General features: G+C 62.0%; 18 protein-coding genes. 8 read left to right on the forward strand and 10 right to left on the reverse strand.

Going from position 1 to position 26440, the window contains the following annotated elements:
- Positions 1–35: 35 nt before the first annotated feature.
- The 8 genes from QRN33_RS03025 to QRN33_RS03060 all read right to left on the reverse strand — a co-directional run bounded on the left by QRN33_RS03025 (position 36) and on the right by QRN33_RS03060 (position 8535).
- The gene (locus tag QRN33_RS03025; protein WP_064363018.1) at positions 36–1409 is read right to left on the reverse strand and encodes a PepSY-associated TM helix domain-containing protein; all 1374 of its coding nucleotides are present in this window, start codon (positions 1407–1409) and stop codon (positions 36–38) included.
- A 194-nt stretch (positions 1410–1603) separates the two neighbouring features.
- On the reverse strand, positions 1604–3724 hold the full coding sequence (locus tag QRN33_RS03030; protein WP_285406869.1) for a TonB-dependent copper receptor: 2121 nt from the start codon (positions 3722–3724) through the stop codon (positions 1604–1606).
- A gap of 84 nt (positions 3725–3808) precedes the next feature.
- Positions 3809–4255, reverse strand: a complete 447-nt coding sequence (locus QRN33_RS03035; protein ID WP_123419930.1) for a DUF2946 domain-containing protein — start codon at positions 4253–4255, stop codon at positions 3809–3811.
- 21 nt (positions 4256–4276) lie between these two features.
- Positions 4277–4756 carry a copper chaperone PCu(A)C gene (locus QRN33_RS03040; RefSeq protein WP_281922019.1) on the reverse strand — a complete coding sequence of 160 codons (480 nt, stop codon included), beginning with the start codon at positions 4754–4756 and terminating at the stop codon, positions 4277–4279.
- 48 nt (positions 4757–4804) lie between these two features.
- Entirely contained in the window at positions 4805–5203 is a 399-nt protein-coding gene (locus QRN33_RS03045) for a DUF2946 domain-containing protein (protein WP_285406875.1), read from the reverse strand.
- 317 nt (positions 5204–5520) lie between these two features.
- Positions 5521–6237, reverse strand: a complete 717-nt coding sequence (locus QRN33_RS03050) for a cobalt-precorrin-6A reductase (RefSeq protein ID WP_285406878.1) — start codon at positions 6235–6237, stop codon at positions 5521–5523.
- Positions 6234–7331 (reverse strand): cobalt-precorrin-5B (C(1))-methyltransferase, encoded by a 1098-nt coding sequence (locus QRN33_RS03055; protein WP_285406879.1) that lies wholly within the window; start codon positions 7329–7331, stop codon positions 6234–6236. The genes QRN33_RS03050 and QRN33_RS03055 overlap by 4 nt, the downstream gene beginning before the upstream one ends.
- A complete protein-coding gene (locus QRN33_RS03060) occupies positions 7324–8535 on the reverse strand; it encodes a bifunctional cobalt-precorrin-7 (C(5))-methyltransferase/cobalt-precorrin-6B (C(15))-methyltransferase (protein WP_065615535.1) in 1212 nt (403 codons plus the stop codon). Before QRN33_RS03060 ends, QRN33_RS03055 begins: the two co-directional genes overlap by 8 nt.
- Before the next feature lie 132 nt (positions 8536–8667).
- Between QRN33_RS03060 and cobG the strand changes: the two genes are divergently transcribed.
- The 5 genes from cobG to QRN33_RS03085 all read left to right on the forward strand — a co-directional run bounded on the left by cobG (position 8668) and on the right by QRN33_RS03085 (position 20491).
- Entirely contained in the window at positions 8668–9966 is a 1299-nt protein-coding gene (gene cobG, locus QRN33_RS03065) for a precorrin-3B synthase (RefSeq protein ID WP_285406883.1), read from the forward strand.
- On the forward strand, positions 9959–10585 hold the full coding sequence (locus QRN33_RS03070) for a precorrin-8X methylmutase (protein WP_285406888.1): 627 nt from the start codon (positions 9959–9961) through the stop codon (positions 10583–10585). The genes cobG and QRN33_RS03070 overlap by 8 nt, the downstream gene beginning before the upstream one ends.
- Entirely contained in the window at positions 10582–11316 is a 735-nt protein-coding gene (locus QRN33_RS03075; RefSeq protein WP_370695113.1) for a precorrin-2 C(20)-methyltransferase, read from the forward strand. Before QRN33_RS03070 ends, QRN33_RS03075 begins: the two co-directional genes overlap by 4 nt.
- A complete protein-coding gene (cobJ, locus tag QRN33_RS03080; RefSeq protein WP_285406892.1) occupies positions 11316–13016 on the forward strand; it encodes a precorrin-3B C(17)-methyltransferase in 1701 nt (566 codons plus the stop codon). Before QRN33_RS03075 ends, cobJ begins: the two co-directional genes overlap by 1 nt.
- A 368-nt stretch (positions 13017–13384) precedes the next feature.
- Positions 13385–20491 (forward strand): TcdA/TcdB pore-forming domain-containing protein, encoded by a 7107-nt coding sequence (locus tag QRN33_RS03085; protein ID WP_285406895.1) that lies wholly within the window; start codon positions 13385–13387, stop codon positions 20489–20491.
- 78 nt (positions 20492–20569) lie between these two features.
- Here QRN33_RS03085 and tspR read toward each other — a convergent pair whose 3' ends face one another.
- Positions 20570–21166 (reverse strand): type III secretion system genes modulator TspR, encoded by a 597-nt coding sequence (gene tspR, locus QRN33_RS03090; protein WP_016771870.1) that lies wholly within the window; start codon positions 21164–21166, stop codon positions 20570–20572.
- A 244-nt stretch (positions 21167–21410) separates the two neighbouring features.
- Here tspR and QRN33_RS03095 point away from each other — a divergent pair, with 244 nt between their 5' ends.
- From QRN33_RS03095 to QRN33_RS03105, 3 genes are read left to right on the forward strand one after another with little or no spacing between them, the layout of a single operon-like run.
- A complete protein-coding gene (locus tag QRN33_RS03095; protein ID WP_116657916.1) occupies positions 21411–22199 on the forward strand; it encodes a hypothetical protein in 789 nt (262 codons plus the stop codon).
- Positions 22200–22256: 57 nt separating this feature from the next.
- Positions 22257–22931 carry a hypothetical protein gene (locus QRN33_RS03100; RefSeq protein WP_285406902.1) on the forward strand — a complete coding sequence of 225 codons (675 nt, stop codon included), beginning with the start codon at positions 22257–22259 and terminating at the stop codon, positions 22929–22931.
- Positions 22928–23569 carry a hypothetical protein gene (locus tag QRN33_RS03105; protein WP_083354113.1) on the forward strand — a complete coding sequence of 214 codons (642 nt, stop codon included), beginning with the start codon at positions 22928–22930 and terminating at the stop codon, positions 23567–23569. The genes QRN33_RS03100 and QRN33_RS03105 overlap by 4 nt, the downstream gene beginning before the upstream one ends.
- 4 nt (positions 23570–23573) lie before the next feature.
- On the opposite strand, the gene QRN33_RS03110 is transcribed toward QRN33_RS03105, so the two are convergent.
- Complete coding sequence (locus QRN33_RS03110; RefSeq protein ID WP_042608910.1) at positions 23574–26348, reverse strand: hybrid sensor histidine kinase/response regulator; 2775 nt, start codon at positions 26346–26348, stop codon at positions 23574–23576.
- Positions 26349–26440: the final 92 nt, after the last annotated feature.

Here is a 26440-nt window from a genome sequence, read left to right on the forward strand (position 1 = left end):
TGTCGGGCGCGGGCCATCGAGCCCGCGCCGCGAGATCACTGGGGCTGGCCGGCGGTGCGCTGGCTCAATCGCGGCAGCAGGAAACGATCCAGCAACCACACCACCACCAGCGAGGCGCCTACCAGCGGAAACACCACCGCCAGCACCAGCATGATCGCCACGCCGGTTTTCCACTTTGGCAGGTCATGACGCAGCGGCGGTACGCCGAACTTGCCTTCGGGGCGACGCTTCCACCAGATCACCACACCGCTGACGGCGCTGAGCAGGATCATCAGGCAGATCAGCAGCACGACGATCTGATTGAAGGTGCCGAACATCTTGCCTTCGTGGAGCATCACGCCGATTTCGGTCGCGCGAGCAACCGTGCCGTAGTGTTCGAAGCGCACATCGGCGAGGACCTTGCCGGTGTACTGATCGACGTGCAGGGTGGCATCGTTGCGCGGGTCGTCGGCGAATACGGCGATGGTGAACACGCCGGTGGCGGTGGTTGGCAGGGTGATGCTATAGCCGGGTTCGACCTTGCGCTCGCTGGCGATGTTCTGCACCTCCTGCAGACTGATCGCGGGAGCCGCGGGGCCGGCGTGGGCGTTGCCGTGGTTCATGTGTTCGGCGTGGTCGCCGGACATGGGCATCGGCGTGTTTTCCATCGCCCATGGCACGGTCTGGCGAGTGGCGCTGTTGAGGCTGCGCGCTTCGATGTCGGAGGTTGGCACGTTGTTCCACATCGCGGCGGGAAACACGTTCCACACCTGCGCGTACTGCTTGCCCCAGAAACCGGTCCAGGTCATGCCGCTGAGCAGCATCACCAACAGCAACGTCGCGCCCCAGAAACCGCTGACCGCATGCAGATCGCGCCACAACACCCGACCGCGGCTGCTCAGGCGCGGCCACAGAATGCCCGCCGCCTGACCACGCGGCCACCACAGAAACAGGCCCGACACCACCAGTACCACGCCCCAGCCAGCGGCCATTTCGATCAGCCGATCACCGACGGTGCCGATCATCAATTCGCCATGGATCGCCCGGGCGATGGCTTGCAGATTCTGCTTGGCGTCCTGCTCGCCGAGGATGTCGCCGTGATACGGATCGACAAACACGTTGAGTTCGTGCCCGGCATTCTTCACCACGAATTGCGCGCTGCGTTCGGCATTCACCGGCGGCAGGTACTGGGTGACCTGGCCTTGCGGATAAGCGTTTTTCACCCGTTGCAGCAAGTCATCGGCCGGGACCGTGTGGTGACCGGCCGGCACTTCGAGCAGGCTGCTGTACATCAGCGCGTCGAGCTGCGGTTTGAACAGATAGATGATCCCGGTCAGGGCCAGCATCACCATGAAGGGCGCGACGAACAGGCCGGCATAGAAATGCCAGCGCCAGGCCAGGTTGTAGAAATTGGGTTGAGGCTTTTGCATCACGTGTGCTCCGCTGGGCTTGGTTCTTTTCGCTATTTGTCTGGACTGCCTGTTCGTGGCGAGGGAGCTTGCTCCCGCTGGCCTGCGAAGCAGGCTCTGGCTCTGCAAATCAAGAGAGGGCCGCTACGCGCCCCAGCGGGAGCAAGCTCCCTCGCCACAGGGCAGTGTTCACACCAGGAATTTCTCGTGGCGTGTCAGAAACTCATATCCACTTTGGTCCAGAGCGTTCGCCCCGGTTCATTAATTGCCTGCGGGTCATTGGCCGGGTAGCCGAACCCGGCATTGCCGGCCAGGTTCAAGTGCTCGGCATAAGCCTTGCCGAACAGGTTGTCGACGCCGCTGCTGACCTTCCAGTGCTTGTTGATGCGGTACGCGCCGTTGAGCGAGAACACACCGAAGCCCGAGCTCTGGTCGTAGTCCTTGCCGACTACGTTGCCCTTGTTTGCGTCGATGCGGTGCTGCGCGGCGACCACCCGCCACAGCGCCCCGGCACTCCAGTTGTCTTCGCTGTAGGTCAGGCCGAAACGCGCGTCCAGCGGTGGCATTTGCGGGAGCGCCGAGCCGTCGCTGCTGTTCTTGCCCCAGGCGTAGGCCAGCGTTGCGTCGGCCTTCCAGTGTTCGCTGAGGTTGTAGGCGGCGCCGAGTTCGCCGCCCATGATCCGCGCGTCGATGTTCTCGGCGCGCGAAGTGCTCATACCCATCATTCCCGGCGTGTAGTCGAAAAGGATGTAATCGCGGACCACGCCGACATAGCCCGATGCCCAGGCTTCGAGGTCGGCGCTTTTGTAATTGACGCCGAAATCCAGCTGGGTGGTTTTTTCCGGTTTGATCGAGTCGAAAGCATTGACCGTACCCGTCGGGCCGGCGTCTGGCGAAAACAGTTCCCAGTAGTCCGGGAAGCGTTGCGCGTGGCCGAGGCCTGCGTAAAGCGTGGTCGGGCTGTCAGCCAAGTCATGCTCATAGCGCACGAAGCCGCTGGGCAGCGTATCGGCGCGGGTGTCGTCAGCGGTCGGGTTGGGCCGCGACATCATCCCCGACCCGGTGGTCTGGCGATAATCCCTGGCCGAAGCGCGATCGACCCGCGCGCCACTGATCAGGCGATCACGCTCGGCGGCGTACCAGGTCATTTCGCTGAACACGCCGTAATTGTGGAAGTCTGCGTCCTTGCTGTACGGCAGATCCTTGTAGGTATCGACGCCCATCGCACTGCGCTCGCGGTGCTCATTGGTCTGCGCATCCAGCCCGGTGATCAGCTGAATATCCGCCCAACGCCAGGTCGCCTTGATCCGCGCGCCGAGGGTGCGCCGGTCGACGTTGGACGCCATGGGGCCGGCCATCATCCCGGTGCCGGACGGTGTGCGCAGGGTGTAGTTGTCCATTACATGGTCGGCGTAGTTGTAGTAGACCTGCGCCTCGAGTTTTTCCAGCACATCGGTGATATCGGATTTTTCAAAGCGCAGGCCAAGGCTTTCGCGCAGGAACTGCGAGCCGTCCATGCCACGCCCGGCATACCGCGCCTCACCATCGCCCTTGCCGGCGGTGAGCTCGATCAGGGTGTCGGCATCCGGCGTCCAGCCCAGCGCGATATCACCGTTCCATTTGTCGTAGCGCGAGGCGACGACGTCGTTGTTGCCGTCGCGGTAATCGTCGGAATGCGCGGTGTTGCCGATCACCCGCATGTAGCCCAACGCACCACCGGCAGCGGCGTCGATCACCTTGTCGAAACGACCGTGGGAGCCGGCCAGCACGCTGGCGTTCACCCGCGTGCCGAGTTCGCCGAAGCGCTCCGGCTCGCGCTCGAACAGCACCGTGCCCGCCGACGCGCCGGGGCCCCAGAGCACAGTTTGCGGGCCTTTGATCACCGTGAGTTTGTCGTAGGTTTCCGGGGAGATGTACGAAGTCGGCGCATCCATTCGGCCCGGGCAGGCGCCGAGCATCATGCTGCCGTTGGTGAGGATGTTCAGCCGCGAGCCGAACATCCCGCGCAGCACCGGATCGCCGTTGGTGCCGCCATTGCGCACCAGAGCGAAGCCGGGAATGCTCTTCAGATAGTCACCGCCGTCACTGGCCGGCACCGGTTGGCGCGGGTCCTTGGGATCGGTGACGATCGTCAGTGGTGAGCTGGGGGCGATGGCAGTAATCACCGTCGGACTCAGTTCTTGCGGGTGGCCGGCATGCTCATCGGCCTGGGCCAGCGGTGTCAGCAATACGCCGCAGAGGACGGCGCTGGCGTGCCCGAATCGCATCCGCGATCGGTTCAGGGTAAAAGGCGCGCGGGCGGATTCCGCGCAGGGAACAGCAGTAAACCTGGACATGACAATTTCCATCGAACAGTCGTAAACACCACGGCCGACAGCCTGAAACTGTCTTCTCAACCGTGTGCAATCAGAGGTGCGTGTTTACGTGGCGACGGGCGGGGCGCGGGTGCGGGCGCCGGGGAAGAAGGGTTGGCGGGCGTGGCCCAAACGCGGGGAGGGTGGGGTGAAGGTATTGGGTGGCGGGATGTTGAAAGCGATGAAATCGCCACCGCCGGTCAGCGCCGGGCAATTGAACAGCAGGCTGCAGTAACCGCACTTTTCCCACAGCACGTGATGCGAGGATTGCGGCGGGCAGTGCTCTACCGAGGGCTTGGCGTCATGGCTGCTGTGGTCCATGCCGGGCATGTCCATCGACATGTCCATGCTCATTGGCATCGATGTCGAGGCGTGCTGATCCATCGGCATCGACTGAGAAATCAGTGGGCCGATGAAGATCATCAACATGGCGAACAGGGCGATCCAGCTGCCACGCGTCAGCGCTTGAGTCTGACGGTGGTGCGGGGCGGGCCTGGCGCGCAAAGGACGCATGGGCGGAGTCAGCCGGGTCGGTTACTGAGCGTGCACGTGGGCCTGGGTGGATTCCGGCGGTTTCTTCTGCACGGCGACATCGACCGTGACATCGCCGGCCTTCTCGAAATGCAGGGTCATCGGGAAGCGCTTGCCATCGCTGAGCAGGCTGCGATCGCTCAGGTTGAGCAACATGACGTGGTAAGCCATCGGCGCAAACGTCACGGTGCCGCCAGGTGGAATATCCACGCCTGGAACCTGCTGCATTTTCATCAGGTCGCCCTGCATCACGTGCTCGTGCAGTTGTGCGTCGGCGGCAATCTTCGAGTCGACGCTGAGCAGGCGATCGGCGCTTTTGCCGGTGTTGTGAATGATGAAATAGGCGGCAACGGTCGGCGCATTCGGCGGCAGTTCCTGTGACCACGGATGGGCGATTTCCAGCGCACCGGCCTTGTATTCGTGGGCATGGGCGAAGCACGCCGGCAAAAGCAGCGCAGCGAGGACGAAGAGTTTCTTCAACATGGCAGTTCTCCAGAACGATTTGAAACGCGGATTTATGGCGCGAACAAATCAGACCAGAGGGGATGCACGGGGATTGAGACTCGGCCATTGCTGGCGCGGAGCGAGGGCTTGCAGGGCGACGGGGGCAACGCTGCGGTTACTTTCGAATCGCGCGAAATACAACTGCGGCGAATGCCCCGGCAGCGCCAGCAGTGGCGCCGAGCCTGAGCAGCACCAGCAATGCTGCATGTTCGAATGGCTATCGTTTTGCGGGGCCTTTTGATCTGTGGCGCCGATGTCGATCGCCACCATCTTCATGCCGCTGCCGGTGCAGAAACTGCTCCAGAGGATCTGCTCGGCGGGGTCGCCGCCCGCCTGCGCCATCGCCCCGCTCAGCGGCATGGCGAGCATGTTGAACAGCACTGCAAAGCAGGCGATCCAGGCAAATGCTAACCGGCGTCGGTTCATGGGACAGGTCCGTTGGGTGGGCGATCAGGCGCGGCTATTTAGCCTGATCAGGGCCGATAAGTAAAAAAGCGTCCTGCGGTCTGGTGTCGCAGTGCGCCGTTGAAAAGAGTGTAGCCACTTGGATTTGCAGTGCCAGACCTGACGTCTTCGCGGGCAAGCCCGCTCCCACAGGTTTTGTGGCTGCGCACAGCTATCAGCAACATCCACGGTTCCTGTGGGAGCGAGCCTGCTCGCGAAAGCGATTTGTCAGGCACTAATGGGCTGTCGGTGCTGACGTCTTCGCGAGCAGGCTCGCTCCCACGACGGGACGTGCCGATTCAGAGGGAGAGGGCAGCGAGGATATCGTCAACCGAGGCAAACTCCCGATCAACCCCCGGCAACCCCGGCCGCTTCAACACCAGCACCGGCACGCCACGCTCACGCGCCACTTCCAGCTTCGGCTCGGTCGCGGTGCTGCCGCTGTTCTTGCTGATCAGTACGTCGATCTGCCGGCGCTCGAACAGCGCTCGTTCATCCTCAAGCAGAAACGGCCCTCGGGCGCCGATCACTTCGCAGCGTTCATTGCCGGGGTAAACGTCGAGGGCGCGCAGGGTCCAGAACTGGTGGGCGGGGATTTCGTCGAGGTGTTGCAGTGGTTCGCGGCCGAGGGTGAACAGCGGGCGGTGGAAGGGTTCTAGGGCTGTGATCAGCTCGGGCCAGTCACTCACCTCGCGCCAGTCATCGCCTGCTTGCGGCTGCCATGCTGGGCGCCGTAGGGCCCAGCAGGGAATGCCGGCGAGCTGTGCCGCGCGGGCGGCGTTAGCGCTGATTTGTGCGGCGTACGGGTGCGTAGCGTCTAGCAGCAGATCGACACTTTCATCAGCGATGAACTGCGTCAGTCCCTCAGCGCCGCCATAACCGCCGACCCGAACCTGGCAGCTCAAGTCGCTCGGCACCCGGCCAACACCGGCGAGGCTGTAGATATGTTCTGGCCCGAGCGTGCGGGCAATCGCCAGCGCTTCAGTCACACCACCGAGCAACAAGATCCGTTTCATGCAAACCCTCCGGCGTGCCCGACGATCCCGCCCTGGCGATCGATCGCAAACACCTCGACCTGCACCTGCGCAGGCACGACGCTGCGGGCGAAATTCAACGCATGGCGACACACTTCATCACCCAAAGCGATCCCCGCCGCACTGGCCATGGCCAAGGCCTGTTGGCTGGTGTTGGCCGCGCGAATGCCTTGCTGCAACGCCGCGTCCGCGCCAATCGCCGCCGCCCACTCGGCCAGTTGCGGCAAGTCGATGCTCGAATGCCGTGAGTGCAGATCCATATGCCCGGCGGCCAGTTTGCTGATCTTGCCGAAGCCGCCGCACAGGCTGAGTTTATTCACCGGCACCTTGCGCAGATGCTTGAGTACCGCGCCGACGAAGTCGCCCATTTCGATCAGGGCGATTTCCGGCAGGTTGTAGACCCGGCGCATGGTGTCTTCGCTGGCGTTGCCGGTGCACGCGGCGATGTGCAGGTAACCGTTGGTTTTCGCCACGTCGATGCCTTGATGAATCGAGGCGATGTAGGCAGCGCAGGAAAATGGCCGGACGATGCCGCTGGTGCCGAGGATCGACAGGCCGCCAAGAATGCCCAGCCGTGGATTCATGGTTTTCAGCGCCAGTGCCTCACCGCCCTCGACATTGACGGTGACCTCGAAGCCGCCGTGATAACCGGTTTCGGCGGCGAGCAGGGTCAGGTGATCGCTGATCATTTTGCGCGGCACCGGATTGATCGCCGGCTCGCCGACAGCCAGTACCAGTCCTGGGCGGGTCACCGTGCCGACCCCGGCGCCGGCATTGAAACGGATCCCCGCTTCGTCCAGCAAGCGCACTCGTGAATAGAGCAAAGCACCGTGGGTCACATCGGGGTCGTCGCCAGCGTCCTTGATCGTGCCGGCCTCGGCGCCGTTCTCGCTCAGGCGGCAGAACTCCAGACGCATCTGTACCTGTTTGCCCTTGGGCAAGGTGATCTGCACTGCGTCGGCGCCGACGCCGGTGAGCAACAGGCGCGCCGCGGCGAGGCTGGTCGCGGTGGCACAGCTGCCGGTGGTGAGGCCACTGCGCAGGGGCGCGGGTTGTTCGGCGGTTTCGTCACGCATCGAGGGGTTTGACCAATTCCAGCAGGGTGATCGGCAGTGCCTGACGCCAGGTGTCGAACTCGCCGAGCGGCTGCGCCTGAGCGACATGAATGCGCGTCAGCTCGCCGCCGTAACGTTCGCGCCAGTGCATCAGGGCGACTTCGCTTTGCAGCGTCACGGCGTTGGCGACCAGACGGCCGCCGGGCTTGAGTTGTTCCCAGCAGGCTTCGACCACGCCTTCACGGGTGACGCCGCCGCCGATGAACACAGCGTCCGGACGTTCAAGGCCATGCAGCGCTTGCGGTGCCTTGCCGCGAATCAGATGCAGGCCGGGCACGCCCAGCGCATCGCGGTTGTGTTCGATCAATTGCTGGCGGCCCGCGTCGGCCTCAACCGCGATGGCGCGACAGCTCGGATGGGCGCGCATCCATTCGATACCGATCGAGCCGCTGCCGGCGCCGACATCCCAGAGCAGTTCGCCGGGCGTCGGTGCCAGACGGGCGAGGGTGATGGCGCGCACGTCGCGCTTGGTCAACTGGCCGTCGTGACGGAATGCCGAATCGGGCAAACCGGCGAGCCGCGACAGGCCGGCAACACCGGGCTCGGCCAGGCACTCGATAGCGATGACGTTGAGATCGGCAACGGGCGGGTTGTCCCATTCACTGGCGCGGCGGTCGATGCACCGCTCGGCCTCGCCACCCAAATGCTCCAGCACACTCAGGCGACTGGCGCCGAAACCGCGCTCGCGCAGCAGTTGCGCGACGGCGGCAGGGCTGCTGCCGTCATTGCTCAGCAACAACAGACGCACGCCGCTGAACAGGTGCGCATTGAGCGCCGCCAGCGGCCGCGCCACCAGCGACACAACCGTCACCTCCTGCAGCGGCCAGCCCAAGCGCGCCGCCGCCAATGCGCACGACGAAGGCGCGGGAATGATCGACATCTCGGCGCTCGGCACCAGACGCGCCAGACTGGCACCGACGCCGTAGAACATCGGATCGCCGCTCGCCAGCACGCAAACGGGCTCGCCACGGGACTCAAGCACCAGCGCGAGAGAAAACGGGCTGGGCCACGACTGCCGCTCGCCGCCAATGCACGGCGGCAGCAAATCCAGTTGCCGCTGGCCGCCGACGATCCGCGAAGCGCCCATCAGGGCACGCCGGGCATTCTTGCCCAGGCCCTTGAAGCCGTCCTCCCCAATTCCCACGATCGTCAGCCAGGGTGACATCTATATTCCTCTAAACGTGCCGTTCCGACGGGCAGACTTTTCATGCCGCCGGACAAAGCAGGCATAATACCGCGCCTTCGCCCGCGAAGCGCTTCTGCCACGCAACCGGTCAGCCCCTTGAACGAACGCCCGATGTCCACCGCCTTACGCCCCTCGGCCTGCCCGGGGTTGCTGCGTATCGTCCAGGCACTGGACGGCGGTATCTGTCGGATCAAACTCGATGGCGGTTCGATCAGTGCCGATCAGGCCGATGCGGTGGCCGCTGCCGCCGAGCAGTTCGCCAGTGGCGCGATCGAGGCGACCAATCGCGGCAATCTGCAGATTCGCGGAATCGGTGCGCAATCGGCGGCGCTGATCGAGCGCTTGCTCGCCGCTGGGCTGGGGCCAAAAACCGCCGCCGGCGATGATGTGCGCAATCTGATGCTCAGCCCGACCGCCGGGGTCGATCAGCAGTTGTCGATCGACACGCGTCCGCTCGCCGAACAGATCCTCGACACCTTGCAAAGCCATCCGCGCTTCCACGAACTGAGCGCCAAGTTCGCCGTGCAGCTCGATGGTGGTGAAGCGCTGGCGATGCTCGAACATCCCCATGACCTGTGGCTGTCGGCGTGCGAGCGTGATGGCGAAATCCTCTGGGCATTCGGTCTGGCCGGTTGCCCGACCGATCGCCCGCTCGGCGCCGTGACCCTGGACAACGCTCACGCGCTGGTGGTCGCGGTGCTGGAGTTGTTCCTCGACCTGGCCCGGCCAGAGCAAACACGGATGCGCCATCTGCTCGATGAGTTGCCGAGGCTCGCGTTTCTTGAATCGTTGCGCGAGCGCGTATCGGTCAAGGCGATCAGCGATTGGCAGCGCCCGACGTCGGCAGATGCGCTGTACATTGGCGCCCGGCAGCAAAACACGACGGATCGTTTTTACATCGGCGCGGTGCCGCCGCTTGGACGACTCGATCCGCTGATGCTACGCGGCGCGGCGCAACTGGCCCGTCAATTTGGCGATGGCAGCCTGCGCTTTACGCCATGGCAAAGCCTGCTGTTGCCGAACGTGAACGTCACTGAGACCGAGCAAGTGCTTGAGCAGTTACGGGCGTTGGGCCTGTTGACGACCGAAGCCGAACCGCTGGCCCGGCTGATCGCCTGCACCGGTGCCGATGGCTGCAGCAAAGGCCTGGCCGACACCAAGCAGGACGCCCGGCAACTGGCACCTTTGCTGCCCGAAGGACTGCGCGTGCACCTGTCAGGCTGCTCGCGCTCCTGCGCCGCCGCTCACTGCGCGCCAGCCACGCTGCTGGCCGTTGCCCCCGGTCATTACGACCTCTATTTTCGCGATGCAGCACAGCCCGGTTTCGGCTCGCTGCACGCCTGCAACCTTACTATTGAAGCGGCCGCGACCCTGCTCGACGCCCGCTCCCGGAGCCCCCTTGATGCTTGATTACATCCGCGACGGTCAGGAGATCTATCGCAACTCCTTCGCGATCATTCGCCGCGAGGCCAATCTGGCGCGCATCCCCGCCGATCTGGAAAAACTCGCGGTGCGGGTGATCCACGCGTGCGGCATGGTCGAGGCCGTCGACGGTATGCAGTTTTCCGAAGGCGCGGGCAAGGCCGGGCGCGATGCGTTGGCGGCCGGTGCGCCGATTCTCTGCGACGCGCGCATGGTCTCCGAAGGCGTGACCCGCACCCGTCTGCCGGCCAACAATCAAGTGATCTGCACCTTGCGCGACGACAGCGTGCCGGAGCTTGCTCGCGAGCTGGGCAACACCCGCTCGGCCGCGGCGCTGGAGCTGTGGCGCCCGCACCTTGCAGGCAGCGTCGTGGTGATCGGCAACGCGCCGACCGCGCTGTTCTACCTGCTGGAAATGCTCGACGCCGGCGCGCCGAAACCGGCGCTGATTCTTGGCTTCCCGGTGGGCTTCGTCGGCGCTGCCGAATCGAAAGCGGCGCTGGCTGCCGACAGTCGTGGCGTGCCGTTCGTGATCATGCAAGGCCGCCTGGGTGGCAGCGCCATGGCCGCCGCCGCCGTCAATGCCCTCGCCACGGAGATCGAATGATGCAGGCCAAAGGACGTCTGATCGGCCTTGGTGTCGGCCCCGGTGATCCGGAACTGATCACCGTCAAAGCCTTGCGCCTGTTGCGCGAATCGCCAGTGGTCGCGTACTTCGTGGCCAAGGGCAAGAAGGGCAATGCGTTCGGGATCATCGAGGCGCACCTGGTCGAGGCGCAGAATCTGCTGCCGCTGGTGTACCCGGTGACCACCGAGGCGTTGCCGGCTCCGCTGTCGTACGAACAGGTCATCAGCGATTTCTACGACGAAGCCGCGGTGGCGGTGGCCGAACATCTGGATGCCGGCCGTGACGTGGCGGTGATCTGTGAAGGTGACCCGTTCTTCTACGGTTCCTACATGTATCTGCACGACCGCCTCGCCAGCCGTTATGAGGCTGAAGTGGTGCCCGGCGTGTGCTCGATGCTCGGCGGCGCTTCGGTGCTCGGCGCGCCGCTGGTGTATCGCAATCAGAGCCTGTCGGTGCTCTCGGGCGTGCTCCCCCATGAAGAGCTGAAACGGCGTCTGGCCGATGCCGATGCGGCGGTGATCATGAAGCTGGGGCGCAATTTTCCCAAGGTGCGTCAGGTTCTGGAAGAACTCGGCCTCGCCGAGCGCGCGCTGTACGTCGAACGGGCAACCATGGCCAATCAGAAGATCGTGCCGATGGATCAGGTCGAGCCGATGTCCTCGCCATACTTCTCGCTGATCATCGTCCCGGGCGAACGGTGGCAAGGGTGATGACGCACTCGACACCCGCCATCGTTATCCTCGGCCAGGGCAGTCTCGCGACGGCACGGCGGATTCAGCAGGTCTATCCGGCGGCGCAGATCCACGGCCTCGCCGGGCGGGTTGAAGGCGCTGATTGCCTGTATCAGGAATTCGGCGCGACCCTGCGCGCGTTGTATCAGCAGGACACGCCGATCATTGCCCTGTGCGCGGCCGGCATCGTCATCCGCACCCTGGCGCCGCTGCTGCTGGAGAAGGGCGCCGAACCGGCGGTGCTGGCTGTCGCTGAAGACGGCAGCGCTGTGGTGCCGCTACTTGGCGGGTTGGGCGGAGTGAATGTCATGGCCCGGGAGATCGCGGCGGCGCTGCACGTGGCGCCGGCAATCACCACCAGCGGGGAATTGCGCTTTGGCACCTGCCTGCTCAATCCGCCCAGTGGTTATGCGCTGGCGGATCTGGAATCGGGCAAACGCTTCGTCTCCGACCTGCTCGCCGGGCACAGCGTGCGTATCGAAGGCGCGGCGCCGTGGCTGGATCAGGCGCAGTTGCCACAGGATCCGCAGGCACTGCGTTCGATCCATGTGAGCAGTGCGCAGCGTCTGGCCAGTGCCGACGAGTTGTTGATCTATCCGCGCAGTGTGGCGGTGGCGGTGAATGCTGAAGTGGCGGATCTGCCAAACGTCGTTCGCGCCGCATTGCAACGGGCCAACGTCGCCGTGCCGGCGCTCGCCTGCCTCGTGGCCGCCGACACTGACATGGCGGCGACGAACTTGCGCGAGGCTGCGCTCGAATTGGGCGTGCCACTGCGCTTCGTGGCGGCGCAAAGCGATCTGCAGGCCCTGGCGGGTATCGCAGTGCCTGAAGCGAACGTGATTGGCGTTGAACATCTGGCGGTGGCGATTGCCGAGCAACCACTGGACGTTTCGCAGATCGGCCGCCCACGGGGTCGACTCGCGGTGATCGGCCTTGGCCCTGGCGCCGCCGAACTGATGGTGCCGGCGGTGAAAGCCGAATTGGCGCGCGCCACCGATGTGCTCGGTTACGAAACCTACGTGCGCATGGCCGGCCCCTTCCGCGATGATCAAGTGCAGCACTGCACCGATAATCGTGAAGAAATGCAGCGTGCCCGTCACGCCTTCAGGCTTGCCGCCGAGGGGCGCTCGGTGATCGTGGTTTCCTCTGGTGATCCGGGCGTGTTCGCTATGGCCGCTGCGGTGCTCGAGGCCTTGCACGAATCGGATGATCCGGCCTGGCACAGTGTCGAGCTGGAGATCCTGCCCGGTGTCTCCGCCTCGCTGGCGACCGCCGCTCAGGCCGGGGCGCCGCTGGGCCACGACTTCTGTGTGATGTCGCTGTCGGACAACCTCAAGCCGTGGGCGATCATTGAGAAGCGTCTGGATCTGGCCGCCGAAGCGGATCTGGCCCTGGCGTTCTACAACCCGATTTCCCGGGCGCGCCCCTGGCAACTGGGCCGCGCGCTGGAAATCGTTGCACAGCACCGCTCGCCGGAAACGCCGGTGGTTCTGGGCCGAGACATCGGCCGCCCGGGACAGACCCTGCGCACCACGACGCTGGGTGCGCTGACGCCGGAACAGGTCGACATGCGCACGATGGTGCTGATCGGTTCGTCGACCACTTGCACTTTCGCTCGTGCCGGGGGCGGTGACTGGGTGTATACGCCGCGTTGGTATGGCGAAAAACCACGTTCCTGAGAAAGCCGCCAGTCATTCGATTTCCAGCTGTAAGAAGTTTGAGCGGTTGTAAGTTGAGTTGAAGTTTCAATTGTTTTCTTCAAGTCATAAAAAATGGTCATGTCCCCCCGGACAGGGCCATTTTTTATGCCTGGAGATTGCGCCAGCCCGTTAGTAATCGCACTGCTGTTACGGTTTGATGATTTCCGTGTGATCAGATATTGCCGGCGACAAGCTTTGTATTCCTTGTTGTTTGTATGGCGCTTGTTGGCCCACTAGGGTGCTGTGTTCGTAGCACTTGTCGAGTGTCATTGAAATCGGATTACCGCTCTGCAGCGGCGCGAAAGTGTGCGCGGTGAATGGGTCATTCAATAAACAAGGAATGTGTGATGGCTTTAAAAAATGATTATTCGTTCGGACGAGCATTCGTATCTGCGCAAGAATATTCGGTGCTTTCCAAGGCACTTCGGGAGTTTTCCGCTTCGGCGCAATACCAAGCGCTGAACGACTATTATCAGCAGGCCAGTCAGACGACTGACCCGGTGCTGTTACTGAATCTGGCGAGCTTGTTTCAAGAGCAACTTGCAGAATTGTTGAAACGCAAGAAAACCGCTGTGCCCGTGGCTGTGGATAACATTGCGAGCGGGCTGCAGCGTTATCTGGCACGGCTTTCGACGACCGTGGAAATGTTGTCGGGGGTGGGCCGACCGGTGCCGAAAATTGTTCATTTCGTCTGGGTTGGCGGAAGCGAAGTCGGTGTCAACCAGCGCGATTACATGAACATCTGGCGCCAGGTGATGAGGGCTGAGGATTACCGCTTCAACCTTTGGTACGACAGCGACGCGTTGCTGGCTTTCGAGATGAACCGGGTCATTCTCGACAGTGCCAGGGCTGATGCGATGGCGTCCGGTGGCGCACAACTCCACCATGCCGGGCAACTGGCGACGATGATTGAAGACCGCGCGCGGGTCTTGAAACAGCAAATGTTCGATTACCTCAGCCAGCCGAAATGGAAGGGGCGAACCGATGAAGCGCGCATCGATCTGATGGTGCGTGCTTATGGCAAGGACCGCGCGACGCTGCAGGCTTTCCGGCAACGCTGCCTCGACAGCCATCTGGCCATGGTGGGTCCGGACCTGCAATTACGCGATGTAGCTCAGGCCTTTACCGATGACCTGCTGGCGGACGTCTACCGCCGCGAAGTGGCGATGCGTGGCAATTTCGCCGCGGCGAGCGATGTGGTGCGCTTGCAGGCAGAACTCCTTGAAGGCGGGCGTTATACCGACATGGATTATCTGCCGCCACTGCTCGATAAGTTGGGTGGTGTCGATATCAGTGATTACAGCCAGACGCAGAAAATCGGTGTTCTGCAACTGTTGTTGAATAACAACCGACAGTTGATGCCTGGGCGCGATCCGCAGCATTACCCGGACAGAACCGACAGCCTTCCCGAACAACATAAACAACTTCTGGAGGATTTTGCTCGGAGCAAGCCGGACGTCCTTGAGCTGTTCGTGCCGCCAGAAACCATGGACGCTGTCGAGAACGGCTTTCGCATGGGACTGCAAATCGGCGAAGAAATGAACGCGCATTTTATTGCTCAGCCAGGCAGCGGCATGACGATGTCGATCATGCAAGTCATTCGACTTAATTACGACGTGCTCATTGAAGTTGAAAAACGCATGGCGAATTCGGGAGCGGGCTGGGCCGACAGCGAAACCCTGACCGGCATTGCTGCAACAGTCATTGAAGATATTCTGGTCAGGTCGAACTTCACCCGATGGGATGAGGCGTATGCCTATCAGTTGCTTAAAGCGGTTGTCACCTATTACCAGGACGGTATCCGTAATGACGCCGGGGGTACCGTAACGCTTACCGGCCCGGGCGCGGCACTCGCCGGATTGCATGAATATATCGAAGCCAATTCCGATCCGTCTTTCAGCCGTCAGGTATTGGCGCAACAGCGTTTGCGCGAGGGCTACAACGTCAATACCGAAGAGGAAACCGTTTCCGGCTGGATCGTCAGGGGCAAGGAAAAAGACTGGCTGGAACGGGAGCACGCGCGGTGGGCCGAGGGAAAGCTCAAGTCTCGGTATGCCGGTCGCTTGTCCGAACTGCTCAATGATCGAAGCCTGACCTTCGAGCGCGGCTGGCCGATTATCGAAGGCAAACCGGTGCTGTTGACCTCGGTGTTGCAAGGTTTGATGGATGATCTGGGAGAGCCGTTCATTCGAGCAATGCGCGACAAGTTGAGTGGTGAAGTCGCTTTCCACCAGGCCGTGGTCATCGACTTCGACACCCGCCAGCAAGTACTGGCGCAAAGGCCTGCCGTTGTGCCGACCTCCCGCGGTGCGGATTCCGTCAGCCACCTCAACGAACTGTTCAGCCGGATCGCCCACGGAACGATGCCGCTGGAACAACTGAGTCCTTTGATGCGAGTGGTGCTCGGGGGGATTTTCGGTGCGACGCACCTGGACGATGCAGGTTTCGCCGATACCTGGCAGAACGTGCGCAACCTCGCCCTCGAAACGGACAGCGACGGTACGTTCGCCCGCTACCATGCGATCGAAAAAGCCGTGTGCCAGCGCCACTCGGCAACGTTCGAAAACGGACTGGCGCGCGACCTGCCGGCCGTTGCATCGACGGCCCGCGAGCTCAAGGTCCAAGCCATGTCCGAGCCGCTTACGCTACGCCAGTGGGGCGAGCGTATCGGCCAGATCAAGCGCAGCGCCGAGCAGGAGTTGCGCACGCAGATCTTCCAGCGCAGCGGGCAAGTGCGCGACGCCTTTTTCACGGCTGGCGCCGTCTCGGTCAAGCAGTTGCCGCAGGATCTGCTGCTACGCAGCGCGGGCGATCCGGGTCGCCGTTGCTATCCGCTGGCGCTGCTGATGGCCGCCGCCGTGGCTGCCGGCGAGACGGCCGAGCGGGCGTTGGTAGGGCATGTCGCCACCGCCAGCGCGAGTCCCGACGAACTCGGTGCACAGGCGTTGCGCAGTGCGCTGGACGAACTGCGTGCCGTGCCCACCGCCGAGGTCGGCACCGCGCGGGGCGTGCAGCGTCTCGACAGCATCATGGCTGCACTGGACGCCCGCGCGGGGCCTGCGGTGCTGCTGCTCGACACTGGCGACCACGCCCTGTTGCTGGCCAAGGTCCTGACCGGTGAACACCCGACCTATCGCTTCTACGATCCCAATTTTGCCCTCTACGGGTTTGCCGATGGCGCACAACTGCTGCGTGGCATAGAGCGTTATCTGAGCGCGGACGATAACGCCCTGGCGAAGCTTTATGGCCTGGGCGATATGGCCACGGCGCAGTTCACCGTGACTGAACTGGACACCGTGGCGATCGCCGAACGCAGGCTGTCATCGGATCTGCGCGTGGACAGTTTTCTGCACAACGTTGCGCTGGCCGACCCTCAGGGGGCGTCGATCTGGCGCAAACAGGCGCTGGCCCGCACCCGGTCTCTGGGCCAGAACTCGCGGCTGGGCGCCAGTCTGGCGCAGCTGGATGCGCGCTACTGGGCCAGCGAGTTCGAACAGGCGACCCAGCGTTTGCGCAGTGAGCACAAGCTGACGCGTGAGTATGTGCCGCTGCTCGATACCCTAGTTAACGACGCCGACGGCGGCTATCGCCTGACGCTGATGGATTCGCGCAATGCGCAAAATACCGTGACGGTCCTCAGCCGGGATTCGCGTTTTCAGAGAATCAGGCAGTATGTCGAACGACTCGTCCAGGGCGGCGCGGCCAGGCCAGGTCTGGCGGCTGATCACGACGGTGGCAGCCGGTTGAGTTTCGCCTTCGCGATCCAGACGCTGATCAGTGAAATGCGCCAGCGCGAGTACCGCGTTGGCGATTCATTGCCGACATTGACCGTCTCCCTGCAAATCCAGCTGTACGTGAGTTATGCACAGCTGGGGACTGGTGTGGTCAGCGATGCACTGCAGATTGCCCAACTGGTGCGCCAGGTGGCGGCGGCTGAGCAGGCATTGAAGCAGGCTTCGTTATCCGCTCGCCTGGCAGGGCAGGCCGCCACGGGCGTCGGGGTGGCGTTTTCCGTGGCCAACATCGGCTTCGACATTTACAACCTGACGCAGGCAGAGAATCGTGAGCAGCGTGCGCGCTTTTCCACGTCTCTGGCGTTCAACGTGGCGGCTTTGGGCCTGGATATCGTCGCCCTGGCGGCGGGCGGAGCGGTGGGCGCGTTCGCCGCAGCGCTGTCCGTGCCGCTCCTGGGCGTGGGTATCGGCGTGACCGCCATTGCCAGCAATCTGGGGCAGATCATGGACAAGGCTGCGGCCATTGGCGAGCACCTCTCGCAGATCCATGACGCTTATCAGGCGTCTTACGAAAGCCATGGTGCGGTCTTGCAGTTCCCCTCACTGGCAGTGATCACCGATCTGAATCTGCAAAGCAGACGGGTGGTGTTCGAGGGGCAGAAGTTCTACCCGTGGAAGGGCAGCGCGCTGGAGCTGCCGCAGTACGACGATGATCCCGCCCGGCGGCACGCCGCGATCGATATCCGCAGCGCTTTTCAACGACCTGCGGTCGCCAGCGTCTGGGGCACGTTACCCGAGGTGATTGTGCTGCCCTGTGCGCCAATCTGTTACTACGGCTACGAATATCAGATCGGCAGCGCCGGCGCCGTACCCTTTTCCACCACCCGCTATCCGCAGTTGCATGATCGCCTGGCGCATCAGCTGGAATATGACACGCAGGGCAATCGGCAGTTTTATCTGTTCAGTACACCGTTTGCGCCGCACATACTCTTCAAGCTGCATCCGGTATTTCTGGCCACGACGATCGCGGTGCAATTGAGCGAATCGGTGCGCCAGTTGGTGGTTGCGGATCTGCCGCCAGAGTGGCGCAAGAAGATTGCGTACCGCATCACCGCACCGCAGGGGCAGTACCGGATCCGGCTGGTGCCGGGCCTGCTGGCGGTGAGCTTCGAGCAAGCGCAGGGCTGGGAACAGGTGACATGGACGGTGCAGGCGTCCTGGGCTCGGCTGGCGCAGGTCAGCTTCCGCGAAAAGCCACGGGACAGTGCCGACAGCGCACCTGAGATGCTGGTCGATGGCCTGGTGTTGAATCGTTTCGACGGCGTCATCGAGCTGGCCGAGGGGCTGTACCGGATCGACTGGACGGGCCGCAGCCTGCATCTGATCAGCGTGGTCCTCGACTACGAAAATACAGCTGCGGATCACCTGCGCAGCGCAAACCAGACAGCCAGTGGCATCCCGGCGCCGGTTCTGAGCTTTCTGCGCACTCAGGTCAAAACCGGACAACTGACAGCGGCCTGTCTGCCGTTGCGTAACTTCAGCGTGCCGTTCCACGCGCCGGGCCGGCCAGTCATCACTACTGGCTACTACGACACTGCGCGGGATCGAGTGCTGTTCGCGCGCAACCTGCCGCAAGAGGTCAGCGAGGGCGTGGTCCTGGCCGGCGCCAGCGCCCGTCATGCGTGGTTCTACCATCCCGACCATCCATTGGTGTGGCAGGTCGATGCGCTGACCGGTACTGTCCAGCATCGCTACCGGCTGAAAAAACCGCGCACAGGTTCGACCATCATCGGCTGCCACCAGCAAGCCGATGGTGCCTTGCGGATTGCGCAGAGGCTGACGGCAGAAGCGCTGCATGGCACGACCACCGTCGAGTATCGGATCAGCGCCCAACAGGTGGAGCTGACGGCTTGCAAGATTGCTTTTGCGGCGCAGGACTATCGGTTTCAGCCGCGCGAAGCACTGCGCCAGATCGATGTGCCATTCGCTGACGACACGCCAGACACGACCGCCAGCAGCAGCGATTGGTCCTATGCTCCGTTCATTGTCGTCGAAGGCTACGTCGGGTCGCAGTTGCGCGACCGCGCCTGGCTGAACAAGACGACGGGCAAGTGCATTCAGGCCGGACAAAACCTGGCATGGCCCGAGGACTTGCTGATGCTGATGCCGTCCAGTCCTGAAAACAATGCGGTGCTGTTCTACAGTCAGCAGGAGCGGACCATCAGCCGCGGCATCGAACCGAGCGTCGGGCGTTGGCAGAATTTGGTGATCGAGCACGATGTGGTCGAGATCACCCGCACGAATCAGCGCTTCATCGCCACCCGGGAGGATGGTCGCCTGTTCGAGGTCGATATCGTCGATGTGCCTGCTGCGCCAGCGATTGCCGACGACGTTGCGCTCAAGTTCGGGGTACCTGCGCTCAGCCACAGAAGCGATGAGGCGTGGCGTGATCTGGCAGATAAACCCTCGATTCTCAGGTTTGCCGGCGTTGGTCAACGCTGGCTGCAACGCAACCCCGATTGGTTGAGTGCATTGCCCGCGCTGGCCAGGGCCGCGCCGTTGGTGGCTTTTCCGATCCTGGGTTTGCGCGATGTAGCGGGTCAGGCCCTGCTGGCGGCATGGTTTATCGAGGGGCAAATCGCTCTGGCCGAGATCGGTCAAGGCAGGGAATTGTCGCTGCTCGGCCCGACGCCGGATAAAACCGCGGTCTGGTTGTTCGAGGTCGCCACCGGGCGACTTTATCGCCAGCCGCTGGTGGCGATCGAAGCGCTGCGCGGAGCGTTTTCAGCCGAACATCGCCTGGTGCAGCCGCAGTTGCTGGTCAGGCCTGAAAAGGTCTGGCCATCATGGGCCTGTAGCGAGGTGCAGCGGCAGGGTGAAGGGCTGGTCGCGCAGACCTTCGACGGGGTGCATCTGCAATTGTTGGATAACCAGCCAGCGATGATCGTTGGCGTGGAAAATCGCTGGTCTTGCGTGCCGGGGCAGACCGATGATCAGTTACGTGCACGCCTGCGAGCGTTATTGAGCGGGCATGCCCACGCGCCGGTCGTGCAAGTGGCAAGCGCAACCGGACGCTATGTGTATTACGTGCCGGACCTCGATCGGCTGTTCGATCTTCCAGGTCGCAGCGACGGATCGTGGTCGACATTTCTCGGCACGCGCGGGTCCAGGCAGCCGCTGCTGTTCGACCCGATCGCCCCATTGATTTTCAGCGCCGGCCCAAGCGACGGCGTCTGGCTACCCGCAAGTCATGCCCATCGCGACGCCGAGGTCATGACGCTCGAAGTGGCTGATGACGTTACGGAGATTGCGACGTTGCTGCCGGATGGGGTCGACAAGCTGTGGCTGGTTTACGCTGCGCAGACCTCTGGTTATCGGCTGTCGCTGGAAACCTGGCAGCGCCTGGACTGCATCGTGGTCGATGGAAGACAGGCGTCGGACGCGGAAACGGCTGAGCCTTGCCTGCTGGGTCTGGACCTGGACGAGTGCGGGCATTGGTTGATGTCATCGGTCGATGGCGACGTGGTGCTGAGCGATCCGGACTCCGGGCGCAGTCTGATCGTGCGCAATTTCGACGCACAGCGCCCATTGGAACTGATGCTCCCCATCGCCGGGCGGCAACATACCTTCACCCTGACTCAAGGCGTGGAAGCCTTGGCCACCGCGCGCGGTGCTGAGTCAACGGCCAGCCTGACAGCGGTGATCGCAGCCCTGCACTGAGGTCGCTCTGCACAACAGAACGCCGCGAACGGTTACCGTGCGCGGCGTTTTGTAGTGGTCGTCGTGCTGCGGCAATGCTCAAGGCACCAAATAGCCCTTCACACCGGTGAAGATGATCTGCGCTGCCAGCGCGCAGACGAACAGCCCCATCAAGCGGCTGACGATCTGCAAACCCTGATCGCCAAGAATCCGTTCGATACGATTGGACAGATACAACACCACACCAACGGTAAAACTGGCCAGGGCGATACTCATGATCGCGGTCAGCTTGTCGTCCCAGTGCGGCTGGCTGACGCCCATTACCAGCAAGGCACCGATGGTGCCGGGGCCGACGGTCAGCGGAATGGTCAGCGGTACGATGGTCACGTCCTGCTGCACGTTGTCGGCCTGCACCGCCGGTTTTCCCTGGGCCATGCCCAGTGCCGAGATGAACAGTACGCTGCCGGCGCCGATGCGGAAGGCGTCCACGGTGATGCCGAACACGTCGAAAATCACCCGCCCGAACAGATACAGCAGAACACTGGAAATCAGTGTTGCAAGAGCGACCTTCCACGCCAGACGCCGCTGCTCCTTGCGCGAATAGCCGCGGGTCAGGCTGATAAAACAGGACAACACGAAGAACGGGCTGTAGAGCACCAGCATCTTCAGGTAAACGCTGAACAACACGTGGAGCATGATTTTGGCTCGCATCCAGAGTAGATGAGTTGGAGTCTATCAGACTGATCTATTGGCTGTGGGTCTGATGTTTAATTGTTGCTTAGTTGTTATTCCGGGGAGTGGGGTAACTTCTTTTGTTGGTTTGGTTTTGTGCTGGATATGCTGTTACATGTTTGGGTTTGTGAGTAATGTATTTGCTGGTTATTGTTTGTTTGGCAAGTTCATGAGGAACTTGCATTGAATTGAATAAGGAACAGTTGTAATGAATGCTCAAGTTGTAAGTCAGCGGTATATCGATGCGTGTGTCAAAAACATTGACGAATATGAACTGGATGATGCGCCCATTATCCGTTCGCGTAGTCTGATCATGCCGGGTGACGAAATTGAAGCGCCCTCCCAGGGCTCGGTTGTCGGTGAAGGGATCATTTCCTTCAGCGGCAACATCACCGGTGTTAATCGCACCGATGCGCAGAATGCTTTTCTTTATGCGTCGCTGGTCGCTAACAAGCGCTACCCCCTGGAGAGTCAGGGCAAAGAATGGTACATGCTGTTTCGCGAAGTCATGACCAATGCGGGCTGGGCGCCTATCCGCCGTTTCTACAGTGATTTGCAAGTCAGCGGAACCAGCGTGCGGATGGACAAGCTGGTGCTTGAAATCCTTGGCTCGGTAGTTGCTGGCCTGGCTGTACCTGGCCCTAGCACCGCGCTGATGTTGAAGGTAGCGGGCGATGCGATCGCTGCGCTGAAAGAGCGTCAAACGGCATTGACCCTGTATGAGCGCAACCTGCTGGAAAATGGTGTCGGTGGAGTGACCGCCGGCGCGTGCGCCGAGATCAACGGAGCGACTATTTTTGCAGTTGGTGCCGTGCGCTTTGCCCGACGCAACTCTTCGACCAAAGTAATGTTTGTCGATGTGGATGTTCGCAATGTCGGCCTTTATCGCGGTGAAACTGTCTTCGAGAAAAACGAGTTTGTTGCTGAAGCGACTCGCACAAAGATTGCCACCGCTCTGGTGAATCACCTGGCTAAAGCCATCGATTACGATATTTGATGACAACATGAAGGCGGCCGGATAACGGCCGCCTTTTTTGTGCGGGGATAACTTGTTATGGATACGGCCTATACGGCAATTGTTGTTGGTACGGCAATTTTGCTGGTGCCTGAAACAGAAGAAATGTTGGCTTGTGACAACGTCATCAACAGTGTGCTGTACGCACAATTGGTCGCCAATAAATCGGTGGAAAAACAACCCGGATCCCAATGGTATGAGTGTTATACAGAAGTCCTGGACAACTTCTGGGTGCGCCAGACGAGGGCGCGTGAGGACAGGAATGTGTTGTCTGGGAATATGGAGTCAGTCATCGATTGGGTAGTCGATTGCATCGGTAAGGCCGATCCAGATCGAGTGCCTGCGATTGCGGCCATGCTGGATCAATGTGCGAATCTGTCGGCGGAGCATCCGGCCATCCACTTGCTTCGTACGCATATGCAAAAGATCTCTGATGCAACGGCAATGCCTGTGCAGTTGCTGGTGATCGTGGCGCACTCCCCGACGCATCTCACCAGCGTGTACGTGACGTTGAGAACGCATCAAGCGCTTCCTGTGAATCCGTTGGCCCATGCCTATCAGGCAGAGGAGGTTCAAGGTCCTGTCACGCTGCGGTTTGCCCGATCGACGCTGTCGCAAGGTCTGTATGAGATGGTCGCCAGCGAAATAGCGCTGAAGATTCAAGATCGCATTGCGGCCAACGTGGCGGCGCTGTCCCTGGAGCATGAGCAATGACCGAGCTCTTCGCACCACCCGCTGCGGTCGTGGGCGGCAGCGTCGTGTCGTTCGCCAGCGGTCTGCCCGCATCCCACCGGGAAGACGTCTACATGAGCACGGCGTTCGCGCAAAACGCGACGCGCGCAGCATTCGAAGCAGGATTGTCCGGGGAATGGTTCGAGTACTACTGCAACCAGTTGAGATTTCTGGGATGGGACGTACCCCGTCCGCAAGCCTTCGTACCTGAGCAGGGCGGTGTGATGGCCGGGCAGGCGATCAACCGCATTTCCACGCGCCTGGGCGCCGATTTCGCCTGGCCGATGAGCCGCGCCCTCAAGCAAATGGAGAGGAATGCATCTGCGAGCGAACTGTTCGACTCAACCGTACTGCGGGCGCAGGGCAGTATTTTTCAGTTGATTCCCTGCGTCATGAATGGCCCGAACAGGGTCGATATGGGTGTCTATCATCGGCAGTTCAAGCTTGAACGAAAGGCCACCGGGTTCCTGTTTCTCGATGATCAATCACTCATCAGTAACAGCCTCGAACAGATGGCACTGATCAGCTTCAATACGCTTCACTACGGTACGTTTCGCGAGAAGGTGAAAAAGTCGGTGCTCACCCAGTCACTGAAATATTTGAGCGAGCTTGAACTCTGATCGCTCAGTACGTGGAAGCCGTACGGTTCTGCTGATCACGCTGTGCCACCCAGTGCTCGATCAACTCGCGCAACTGCGACAGCTCGACCGGTTTGGACATGTGCCCGTCCATGCCCGCCTGCCGGGCGCGTTCTTTGTGTTCGGCAAGAATGTGCGCGGTGAGGGCCACGATCGGTGTGCGGATCCGCTGATTGCTCACTTCCCAGGCGCGCAGTTGCTGAGTGGCGGAGAAACCATCGAGGATCGGCATCTCACAGTCCATCAGCACCAGGTCATAACGCTGGGCTTTCATCGCTTGCAGCGCTTCTTCGCCATTGCTCGCGGTATCCGGCTGCAGGTTGAGCTTGCCGAGCATGCCGCGAATCACTTTGGTCGAAATGGTGTTGTCTTCGGCGACCAGGATACGGAAGTCGCTCGGCACTTTCGCAGCAGCGGCCGCTGTAACCACTTGCGGCTGGAACACCACCTGGCCCTTGTTGCGCTGATTGAGTTCGTCCGCCAACGTGGTCTTGAGCGTATAGCCGGCCACCGGTTTGGCCAGAATCCGTTTGATCCCCGAATTGCGCGCAATGATCTTGCTCGGCGCGTTGCTGATGCCGGTGAGCATGATCAGCAGAATGTCGTGGTTCAGGCTCGGGTCTTCCTTGATCTTCGCCGCCAGTTGCATCCCGGTCATGCCCGGCATGTTCTGGTCGAGCAGCACCACATCGAAGTAATCGCGCAGGTGCGCCTTGGTGCGCAACAGCGCCAGCGCTTCCTTGCCCGAAGGCACGGCGCTGACGTTTAGGCCCCAGGCGCTGCACTGCTGCACCAGCACTTTGCGACAGGTGTCGTTGTCGTCGACCACCAGCACCCGCGCGCCTTGCAGCGGGCTGTCCAGATCGGAGGTCGGATGCTCGAGGCGATCGGGGTCCAGTGGCAGGGTCAGCCATAAGGTGCTGCCCTGGGTGGCGCCGCTCTTGATACCGAACTCGCCGTGCATCAGACGAATCAGTTGCCGCGCAATCACCAGCCCCAGATTACCGCCGAGGCGATTGGCCGAGAGGAAGTGTTTGCTGTGCAGCTCGGCGTGCAGCAGTGCATCGCGTTCTTCCGGCTCCATCGGCACGCCGCTGTCCTGTACGGCGATGCGCAGGCGCGGTTTGCTGCTGCGCTCGTCGAGGGCGACGACGATCAACACTTCGCCTTCTTCGGTTTTCTTCAGGGCGTTTTCCAGCAGGCTCAGCAAGGTCTGGCGCAGGCGTGTCGGATCGCCACTGATCACCCGTGGTACTTGCGGCTGGATGAAGCTGATCAGCTCGACGTTCTGTTGCTCGGCCTTGGCCCGGTAGATGCTCAGGCAATCGTCGATCAGCGCGTTGAGGTCGAACTGCACGTCGTCGAGTTCGATCTGCCCGGATTCGAGCTTGGAGATGTCGAGGATCTCGTTGATCAGCGTCAGCAGTTCGTTGCCGGCGCTGTGGATGGTTTGCACGTAATCACGCTGCTTGACCGACAGCGGCGTGCCCAGCAGCAACTCGGTCATGCCCAGTACGCCGTTCATGGGGGTGCGGATTTCGTGGCTGATCTTGGCGAGGAATTCGGCTTTGGCATTGATCTCGGCATTGCTCGCCGCCAGGTCGCGGCTGATGCTGAAGCGGCTTTCGGTGATGCTGCGCTGTCGCTCGCCCAGGGCGATGCTCATCAGCAGGCCGCTGATGCAGATGAACACCATCAGCGTCATGATCAGGCCTTGCGGCGTGACCAGGGTCAGCCCCAGCAGCGCCGGCAGGATGACCAGCGTGCCGATGTTGAACACGACCATGGCGGCAACGAACAGGCGCGCCGGGCGGTAACCCTTTTGCCAGTGATAGAAGCCCACCAGCAACATGCTCAGGCCGGCCAGCGCCACCAGCGCGTAGGTGATGATGTTCAGCGGCAAGGTGTTGACGAACAGCAGCAACAGGCTGCACGTGACGATCAACAGAATGTCGCCCCACAGCAGTTTGTTCAGCGGGTGCTGGCCCAGTGGCGCGAAGAAGCGCAGGGCGTACATCAATCCGGCCGGGGCGGTCAGCAACAGGGCCAGATAAGCCCCCGGCGTCTGGATCGCATGCCAGTTCGGCAGCCAGGGCCCGGCGAGGTTGAGCAACAGGAACAGACTCAGCCCGAGCAGGCCTTCACAGATCGCCAGCCACAGACTGCTGCGCGAGCGCGAGTAGGCGTAGCGCACCAGATTGTGCAGCAGGAGCATGGCGAGGCAGCCGAACAGCAGGCCGAAAATCAGCGTCTGCTTCTGATCGGCCGCGCCTTCCACCGCCGCTTGCAGGGTGATGTGCGGGCGCAATTGATGGTCGGAGACCATGCGTACGTAGATGTCCAGCGGCTTGTCGGCCTGGGGCAGGGGCAGCATGAAATCGCTGCTCGGCAAGGGACGTTCGGCCTGAGGCCGTGCGGTGCCGGTGTTACGTTGCTCGATCAGCCGGTCGCCGTCGAGCACGTAGAGATTGAGCTGTGACAGATCGGGGGCAAAGATGCGCAGCACCTGTTCGTGCTTGCCCGGCGCCAGTTTGAAGCGCAGCCACAGGGCGCCCTCGGGCTCGGCCGCGGTCAGGTGGTCAAGGTCGGTGGGGCTGAATTGATTGGTGTAGCGAGCGGAGCGGATGTCGCTCAGTTGCAGGATGCCCTGATCGTCAAGCAATACCGACCAGCCACTGCCTTGCGCGGCCTGGGCCGGGAGCATGCAGAGCAAGGTCATCAGCGTGACGGTGAAGCTTATGGCAATCCTGAGCCAGCGCACGGCGAAATCCCTTCGTAGGTTGATGCCAGAATATAACGATGCGCGACGACCGAACAGCCCGGCGAGAAATGGCATCCCGCGCCGGGCCTGAT

This window comes from Pseudomonas sp. FR229a, from assembly GCF_030209115.1.
GTDB classification, from domain to species: Bacteria; Pseudomonadota; Gammaproteobacteria; order Pseudomonadales; family Pseudomonadaceae; genus Aquipseudomonas; species Aquipseudomonas moraviensis_A.